Origin of the sequence: Halorussus litoreus, from assembly GCF_003382685.1 — an archaeon.
In the GTDB taxonomy this organism is placed as follows: domain Archaea; phylum Halobacteriota; class Halobacteria; order Halobacteriales; family Haladaptataceae; genus Halorussus; species Halorussus litoreus.
In genome coordinates this window covers 1-8612 of sequence record NZ_KZ859515.1, presented here as the reverse complement: position 1 = coordinate 8612, position 8612 = coordinate 1, and the positions used below count along the sequence as shown (strand labels likewise).

Genomic DNA, 8612 nt, shown 5'->3' with positions numbered 1-8612 from the left:
TATCCGCCCCCTTCAGCCGCCCCCGCGCCCCGCGCGCCCGCCCCGGCGCGGCGCGGCGCAGTATCAGCGGTTCGTCGGTGGCCGGTCAGCTTCAGCGGATCGTCGGTCGCCAGTACAACAGCGCGACCGTGAGGACGAACACCCCGGTGCCGACCGCGTACGACCACTCGTTGGCCGCTGCGGCCACCGCACTTCCGCTTCCGAGGACGCCGGTCAGAAGCGTGGCCAGCACCGGCCAGGTACAGCTCACGCAGGAGGCCAACCCGAGGAGCCCGGACACCGCCGACCCCGCGGCATCGACCACGGTGGCGTACACGAGGTACGCAAGGGTGGCGTAGCCGGCCACCTTGTACGGCATCAGCGCGAGATTGACGGCGTCGCTGCTGTACAGGAGCGCGGGACCCCAGCCGGGCGGGAGCGGCGCGATCCGCCAGCCGAGCGCCATCTCCTCCCCGACGCCCGGCATGAACACGCCGCCAGCGTACGCGAGCAGGAGGAAGTACGCCCCCGCGAGTACCGCGCCGAGGTACTTGGCCCGGACCGAGCCGGGATTCGGCGTCGTCCGGACCAGCGCCCAGAGGCTGACGTTCAGCCAGACGAACGGGTAGACGAGAAATCGGGGTTCCGTCACGGTCACGTCCGCGAGCAGGAGGTACGCGAGCGTGAGCCCGATCTCGGTGTTGACGAGCAGCCCCGCCCACAGCAGGGTGGTCCGGTCCGGAAGCAGCCTGCCGACGTTCACGTCGAGTGTTCGGGGCATGTGAGTCTCGTCCGCCGATGTCAGAACGCGAGCGCGTCCACCACGACGGCGATCAGCAGCGCGCCGAGGTAGGCGTTCGACGCGTGGAACGACCGGAAGGCGGCCTCCTCGGTGCGCTCGCGGTGGAGACCGAGCACGGTCCACAGGAACAGCGCGCCGAACGCCACGCTGGTTCCGGCGTACAGCCAGCCGAGCGTGGTGACCGCCGACAACAGCGCGGCCGCGAGCAGTGTCGCCCCGAGGTACAGCAGGATGTGCTTGCGGGTGACCGCCTCGCCACGGACCACGGGCATCATCGGGAAGCCGCCGCGCGCGTAGTCGTCCTTGTACGCCAGCGCGAGGTTGTAGAAGTGCGCGGGCGTCCAGAGGAAGATGACGCCGGCCAGTACCACGGCAGGGAGGCCAATCTCGCCGGTCACCGCGGCCCCGCCGATGAGCGCGGGGAGCGCGCCCGCGAACCCGCCGATGACCGTGTTCTGGACCGTGTTGGGCTTCAGGAGGAGCGTGTATATCACGCTGTAGAACAGGATTGCGAACAGCCCCAGCACCGCCGCGAGAACGTTCACCGACAGGAACGCGACCAGCGAGAGCGCGGCCAGCGAGACGCCGAACGCCACGGCGTTCCGAATCGGGATCTGATCCGTGGCGGCCGGGCGGTCGGCGGTCCGGGACATCTTCCGGTCCACGTCGCGCTCGAACACGTGGTTGAACGTGCCCGCCGCGCCGATGGCGAGGACCCCGCCCGTCAGCGTGGCCACGACGGTCCCGACCCGCAGGGCCGGTCCGGCCGCCAGCGCCATCGCGGCGGAGGCGACCAGACAGAGCAGCCACATCAGCCGGGGCTTCATCAGTCGGAAGTAGGCGAAGCCGGTTCGCTTCGCGCGAGCGAGAAGGCCGCTCGGCGTGGCGGCTCCGGTCGGTGCGGGGTCGGCCGCGTCGGGCATCTCCTCGGGGTCGCGCGTCCCCATCGGCTCGTCGGGCGTCTCGGGTTCGAGCGTCCACGCCAGCGCGAGCACGACCCCGCCGAAGATGGCCATGCCCGCGAGCAGGTGGGCCGCGGACACTATCGCAGGCGTCGCCGCCGTCGCGGTGAACGCGCCGACGCCGACCTGCACCGGGTAGAGGACGGTCGCGACCGTCAGCGCGGCGCGAACGCGACGTCGAGCGTTCACGCGCCAGCCGAGCACGGTCGTAGCGACCAGAAGGACTGCGACGCCGAGCGCCGCGACCCGGTGGCCCCACGCGATCGCGAGCTGCGGGTCGTCGAGCGGGACGAGCCAGCGGCCGTTGCAGGCGGGCCACGTCGAGCATGCCGCCGCGGCATCGGTCAGCGCCGTGGTCGCGCCCACGACGACCAGCAGGTAGACGCCCATCGCTGTCGCCGCGAGCAGCGAGGCGAACCGCCGTGAGGCTCGACTGCTGGACGCTGTCCCCCGTGGAGTGTGTCCGAACACGCGAATGTCTGTCCCTATACTCAGGACTCGTCGTATTTAGAACGTCCGGAATCACGGGACCGAACACGGAAGACAGCAGGTATTTATGGGTCTCGGACGAAGGCCGCACCAGCATGAGTTCCAAGCGGAAAGCGCTCGTCACGCTACTGGGGGTCGCGGGACTCGTCCTGTTCGCGGACCCCGTCCTCGCGCAGGGCTACGACTCCACCACGGAGGAGCTGATCAAGTCGCTGAACACCCAGCTCCTCTACATGGCGATTCCCATCACGGTGCTGGTCGAGGGCATCCTCATCTACACCGTGTGGAAGTTCCGCAACAACGACGACCCCAAACCCACCAAGGAGAACCGCCGCCTCGAAATCTCGTGGACCATCGCGACCGCGCTCGTCCTGCTCGTCGTGGGCTACGCCTCCTACGGCGTAATGGCCAACGAGTACGTCGCCGGGAGCGACAGTCAGGTCGAGACGACCAACAGCGACGCTGTCCACGTCGAGGTCGTGGGCGTGAAGTACCTCTGGGAGTTCAACTACGAGGGCGAGAACGTTTCCACGACGGGCACCCTCGTGCTCCCGAAGGACACCGACATATACCTCAACGTCACGTCCGACGACTGGATCCACTCGTTCCACGTGCCCGAACTCGGGCTGAAACAGGACGCGCTGCCCGGCCAGCACAACACCATCAAGACCAAAATCACCAACGAGGACACCTACCAGCTCTACTGCGCGGAGTACTGCGGAGTCGGCCACTCCAAGATGCTCGGCGAGATCGACGTCCGCTCTCAGGAAGAGTATCAGAACTGGCTCGACGACCAGCGCGGGAACAGCTCGGACTGACGTCGTCGCACACTTCTCAGTTCCTTCTCCGACTGTCTCATCCGGTCGTACGAGTAGCGGTTTTCAGAACGACTCCCCCGTTTCGGGAGTACTGGATTCTCACTATCTCGTCATCGTTCAAGCGTCGTCGTACGGCCAGTCGCCGATGATCTTCATCCCCTCGGCCTTGTCCTCGGCTTCGAGCGCGTCGGCGATCACGTCGGGCGACTCGCGTGCCACCTCGAACTCGTCGTCCGCGAGTCGGACCGTGAGTTCGGTCAGTAGGACGGCCTGCTCGCGGAGGTCCCGGACCTCCAGCTTGTCGAGGGTGTCGGCGTGGGTGTGGCCCCAGCCCCGGCCCTCGTCACCCGTCTCGCTCATGACGTGGTAGCCCGGCACGCCCCACTGGACGTACGGCCAGTGGTCGCTGTGGGGCGCGACCTCCGGGATGGTCGCTACCGGGTGGCCGAAGTCGTCGGCGACCGACTCGGCGGCCGCCCCCAGCGCGTCGAACCCGTTGGTGAAAAACGAGAGCGTGCGCCCGCGGGCCACCCCGTCGTTGTTCACGATCGCCTTCACGGAGTCGAAGTCGCGGTTGGCCGCGTCGTACCCCGACCCGACGAGGCCGACTTCCTCGGCACCGTAGGCCACGAAGTGGACCGTCGCGTCGAGTTCGTCCTCGCGGGCGGCGAGCGCGTTCGCCAGTTCGACTACCATTGCGGTTCCAGCCCCGTTGTCCATCGCGCCCTCCGCGATGTCGTGGGCGTCGACGTGGCTCGTGACCAGCACCTCCTCGTCGGTGTCCGGGCCGAGTTCCGCGTGGACGTTCTGGCTCGTCGCGTCGTGGATGTCGGCGTCGACCGCCACGTCGACCGACTCGTCCTCCCACCGCCGGGAGAGCCGCGCTCCGACCTCCTTGCTGACGCCGAGGGCGGGAATGTCGCCGATGGGGTCCTCGGCGGTCCCGACGCTCCCCGTGGGCGGCAGTCGTCCCTCGACGTGGTTCTTGAACACGAAGGCGGCCGCGCCGTTCTCGACCGCGTGATAGTACTTCTCCCGACGGTGGACGAAGCGGTCGTAGTAGTCGGGGACGTTGGTTGCGACCATCACGACCTTCCCGTCGAGGTCGGCGTCAGCGAAGTCCTCGGGCAGGCCGTAGCCGAGGTCGACGAGTTCGCCCGACACCTCGCCGTCGGGGCTCCGCGGAAGCGCGATGGCCTCCTGAACGGTGTCGCCCGCGCGGATCTCGCTATCGCCGCGCGTCCAGCCCTGTAGTTCGAACTCCTCCACGCGTGCGTCGCGCGCACCGGCGTCCGCGAGCGCGTCGCGAGTGAGTTTCGCCCCTTGCTTCTCGCCCTCGCTACCGGCCATCCGGTTGCCGAGGTCCACGAGCGATTCGAGGTGCGTCCATCCCGCGTCACTAGTGAACGTCTCGCCGATCCACCGTGTCATGAGGTCGCATGAATCCGGAGACGGCGTAAGCTTTTCGAAGCGAAACTTCCGACGATTCTTCGATTACCCGGGGGTACTCCCGAGGTATCGTTGGCGATTCCGAGCAGCCTTTTTAAGCAGACTGTCTGATTTTAGGTATTTCAGGGTGCCAGCGATGTTTTATTACGATGGGCCCCCTTCTCCCGGCAGACGGTCGGTGATCGACGACATGGCAATACAGGCTCCAGACGTGAATCGCGTCCTCGCTCCGGACGGCACCGTCGACGAACGCGCCGCCCCGGACCTCTCCCGGTCGGCAGTCGAAGAGCTCTACCGGCTCCAAGTACTCGCCCGGACGTTCGACGAGAAGGCGGTAACACTCCACCGGCAGGGCCGGATCGGCACGTACGCGCCGCTGGCCGGCCAGGAGGCCGCGCAGGTGGGCGCGGCGTACGCGCTCGCCGACGAGGACTACTGCTTCCCGACCTACCGCGACCACGCGATGTACCTCGCGCGCGGCCTCGACCTCGAGGACGTGCTCGTCTACCTCAACGGCGAGGGCAACTACGTCGACCGCGAGGACCCCGAGACGCTTCGGACGTTCCCGCCGGCGATCCCGATCGCCACCCAGCTTCCACACGCGGTCGGCGTGGGGATGGCGGCCGACTACCGGGGAGACGACTGCGCCAGCCTCGTGAGCTTCGGCGACGGCGCGACCAGCGAGGGCGACTTCCACGAGGGGATGAACTTCGCCGGCGTGTTCGACACCCCGACCGTGTTCTTCTGCCAGAACAACCAGTGGGCCATCTCGGTCCCGCGCGAGCGCCAGACCGCCAGCGCCACCATCGCCCAGAAGGCCCAGGCGTACGGCTTCGAGGGGATCCGCGTCGACGGCAACGACGTGTTGGCCGTCTACGACGCGGTCCGGGACGCCCTCGACGCAGCGAAGGCGGGCGAGGGCCCGCGGCTCATCGAAGCTGTCACCTACCGACAGGGCGCTCACACCACGACCGACGACCCCTCGAAGTACCGCGACGACGAGGAGGTCGCCGAGTGGCGAAAGAAGGACCCTGTCGAGCGAACCCGGGAGTTCCTCGAAGACGTCCACGGCTGGACCGACGAAGAGGAGCGCGACCTCCGGGAGTGGGCCGACGAGCGCGTGGTCGAGGCGGTTGCCGCGGCCGGGGAGCGCACGGGCCTCGACGTGGACGACATCTTCGAGCACGTGTACGCCACGTCGACCCCGCGACTCGGCCGCCAGCGCGAGCAGGTCGTCGACGAGCCGGAAATCGAGCGGTAGTCGCGTTCGTTTTCTCCGAGCCCGTCGCTTCGGACGCGCGTGCCGACAGTTACGGTTCGGCCAGTGACTCGATCCACCGTCCTGGCCGACTGAAAGGGCGAGGAGCGGTCACCAGAGCGCGCCGAGGATGTTCACGGGCCGAGAGCCTGTTCCGGCCCCGAAACTGAATCCTCCACCCCGAACTAGTTCGCCGACAAATTTTTCCAACAAACCCCGACGCCCGGATGGGTTCAGGTGGCTTTTTACTGTTCGACGCGCAAGCTACCCTCATGACAGTAGCGGACGATTCGTCGGAGGAGCACGGCCACCACCTTCCGGCCGTCGAGGACTGGCCTCGGGGCTTCGGGGAGGCAAGCTGGTGGCCGTTCGTGACCGCACTGGGCGCAGCGGGCATCTACATCGGCGCGGCGCTGTTCGTGCTCGCGCAGGGCTCGCAGGGAATCGTCGACTCGATCTACGGCCCCGTCGTGGTCGTCGCGTCGGTGGGACTGTTCCTCGCCGGGCTGTACGGTTGGGTGTACCACGCCTTCGTGAAGGCGTTCTGGTCGGACGACGGCCACGGCGACGGCATCGGGCTCCGGTGGGGGATGGTGCTGTTCCTCGGCTCGGAGATCGCCACCTTCGGTGCCGGGTTCGTGTACTACTTCTTCATCCGCGTGGGCACGTGGACCACCGAGGGGCTGCCGCCGCTGTTGAGCTCGCTCGTGCTCGCCAACACCGTGATCCTGATCGTGTCGAGCCTGACGCTCCACTGGGGCCACGTCGAACTCCGGCGTGACAACCGCCGGAACTTCCTCGTCGGGATGGCAGCCACCCTGCTACTCGGCGTGGTGTTCATCGGCGGGCAGGTCCTAGAGTACTACGAGTTCATCGAGCACGAGGGCTTCACCCTCGGGTCGGGCATCTACGCCAGCGCGTTCTACGGCCTGACGGGGCTGCACGGTCTCCACGTCTCGATGGGCGCGGTGCTACTTGGCATCGTGTTCGTCCGCGCGCTGTACGGTCAGTACACCGCGGACCGCCACGTCTCGGTCACCACGGTGTCGATGTACTGGCACTTCGTGGACGTGGTCTGGGTGTTCCTCGTGGTCGTGCTGTACGTGGGCGCGGAGATCACGCTCTGAGGCGGTTCACGAACGCCATTTTCTCGCAGTTTGTCGTCGCTGTTCCGACGCGACTCTCCCTCGACCGGCGTCTGCCGACTCCGTACACTTTTCACCGATGGCGGTCCAAAGACTGACCAATGCGTAGCGCGTGCGCGGAGGTCGGTGTCGCGTGACGGTCGGCATCGTGGGCGACGGAGCGCTCGCGGACCGACTCCGGGAGACTGCCGAGAGCGGTGGCGCGAAGACGGTTTGCGGGTCGGCCGGAGAGACGATCGACGAGTCCGCGGCCGAGGTGGTCGCCGAGAACCCCGACTTCGTCGTCGCGATCGGCGAGTCCGCACTGTTCGCGCTGGTCCGGGAAGGCGTCTCGGTGCCGGTCCTTCCGGTAGGGGTCGGGCCGGGCTACGGGGGCGTCCCGGAGGCTGACTCGAACGACGGGGGCGAGTCAGCCGCGCGCGCGGCGGTCGAACGGCTCGTCGCGGACGAGTACGACACCGAGACGCGCGCGGTCCTCGACGCTTCGGTCGGCGGCGAACGGGCGGGTCGGGCGCTCGCGGACGCCATGCTCGTGACGAGCGAGCCCGCCCGCATCTCGGAGTACGCGGTCCACTCGCGCGACGAACGAGTCGCCAGCTTTCGGGCGGACGGCGTGGTGGTGTCGACGCCGACCGGGAGCCACGGCTACGGTCGGAGCGCGGGCGGGCCGTTGCTCGAACCCGGCTCGGGCGTGGTCGGCGCGGTGCCCGTCGCCCCGTTCGCGGTGGACGTCGACCACTGGGTGCTGGCGGCCGACGAACCGGTCGCGCTGACCGTCGAGCGCGACGAGGGCGAGGTGTCGCTGCTGCTCGACGACCGGACGGTCCGGACGATTGCGCCGGGAACGCGGGTCGAACTGGTCGCGGACGACGCGCTGGAACTGGTCAGACCGCCCGATCCCCGGCCGTTCTTCGAGCGGTAGCCCAGTTTTCACCCGAACCGTGCGCGACGGCGCGCGACGATTGGGAAGGATATAATACGTCGGATTCCCGAATATCGGGTATGCAACCGCTGTCGATGTTCGGACCCGTGGACACCTACCTCGCCCCTATCATCGAGTACGTGGTGCTCGCGCTGGTACTCGCGAACATGGGGACGCGCTGGTGGGCGTACCGCGATTACCGCCAGCAGGCCCGGGACGACGACCACGAGGAGGCGCTCGACCGCAACTGGCTCCACGAGATCTCGAACGTAGTGCTCGTACTGGCGTCGTTCTTCCTGCTCACCATCCACCACCACGCGGGCATGGTGCTGTCGTCGCTGGTGATCGGACTGTTCCTCACGGACTTCTTCGAGTTCGAGGCCCGGGAGGTCGAACTCCGCAACGAGGAGCGGCTGTCGAGCCCCAAGGGAGCGATAACCGCCTCGTTCGTCGTCGTCCTCTACGCAGGCTATCTCAGCCTGTTCTTCGTCATCGAGCCGTACTGGAGCGCAATCGTCTGATTCGGCCGCGATTCGTTCTCCGTCCGTTCATCGCCGAGCGAGAGTCCCCTGTGTGAGTCTCGCGACCGCGGAACGTCCGTCGATAGTCGCGCAGCGTTCGCGTTCGGCGCGATTGTCTGCTCAGCCTGCGCGCCCGAGTCTGACTCTCGCGATCGCGTTTCCGGTCGGACTCTTCCTCGCGCTCGCCAGTTCTCTCACTGGTTCGAGGCGTCACTGCTCGACAGTCGCCTGCCGAAGCAACCGAGCGGCCTCGCGGGCCTGCGCCGG

The 8612-nt window shown here is 67.7% G+C and carries 8 protein-coding genes; 5 read left to right on the top strand and 3 right to left on the bottom strand.

What is annotated here, in order from left to right; translation table 11 throughout:
* Positions 1 to 91: 91 nt before the first annotated feature.
* A complete protein-coding gene (locus DPQ64_RS07320; protein WP_115863704.1) occupies positions 92 to 760 on the bottom strand; it encodes a DUF7546 family protein in 669 nt (222 codons plus the stop codon).
* A 20-nt stretch (positions 761 to 780) separates the two neighbouring features.
* Positions 781 to 2214, bottom strand: a complete 1434-nt coding sequence (cyoE, locus tag DPQ64_RS07315; protein WP_269814473.1) for a heme o synthase — start codon at positions 2212 to 2214, stop codon at positions 781 to 783.
* 113 nt (positions 2215 to 2327) lie between these two features.
* Here cyoE and coxB point away from each other — a divergent pair, with 113 nt between their 5' ends.
* On the top strand, positions 2328 to 3050 hold the full coding sequence (coxB, locus tag DPQ64_RS07310) for a cytochrome c oxidase subunit II (protein ID WP_115863702.1): 723 nt from the start codon (positions 2328 to 2330) through the stop codon (positions 3048 to 3050).
* Positions 3051 to 3167: 117 nt separating this feature from the next.
* Here coxB and DPQ64_RS07305 read toward each other — a convergent pair whose 3' ends face one another.
* Positions 3168 to 4481 carry a M28 family peptidase gene (locus DPQ64_RS07305; RefSeq protein WP_115863701.1) on the bottom strand — a complete coding sequence of 438 codons (1314 nt, stop codon included), beginning with the start codon at positions 4479 to 4481 and terminating at the stop codon, positions 3168 to 3170.
* A gap of 208 nt (positions 4482 to 4689) precedes the next feature.
* Here DPQ64_RS07305 and pdhA point away from each other — a divergent pair, with 208 nt between their 5' ends.
* The 4 genes from pdhA to DPQ64_RS07285 all read left to right on the top strand — a co-directional run bounded on the left by pdhA (position 4690) and on the right by DPQ64_RS07285 (position 8345).
* The gene (gene pdhA / locus DPQ64_RS07300; RefSeq protein WP_115863770.1) at positions 4690 to 5760 is read left to right on the top strand and encodes a pyruvate dehydrogenase (acetyl-transferring) E1 component subunit alpha; all 1071 of its coding nucleotides are present in this window, start codon (positions 4690 to 4692) and stop codon (positions 5758 to 5760) included.
* Between the two features lie 269 nt (positions 5761 to 6029).
* Positions 6030 to 6884, top strand: a complete 855-nt coding sequence (locus tag DPQ64_RS07295) for a cytochrome c oxidase subunit 3 (protein WP_115863700.1) — start codon at positions 6030 to 6032, stop codon at positions 6882 to 6884.
* A 151-nt stretch (positions 6885 to 7035) separates the two neighbouring features.
* A complete protein-coding gene (locus DPQ64_RS07290; RefSeq protein ID WP_157971631.1) occupies positions 7036 to 7824 on the top strand; it encodes an NAD(+)/NADH kinase in 789 nt (262 codons plus the stop codon).
* Between the two features lie 80 nt (positions 7825 to 7904).
* Positions 7905 to 8345, top strand: coding sequence for a DUF7313 family protein (locus DPQ64_RS07285; protein WP_115863698.1), 441 nt, complete (start codon positions 7905 to 7907; stop codon positions 8343 to 8345).
* Positions 8346 to 8612: the final 267 nt, after the last annotated feature.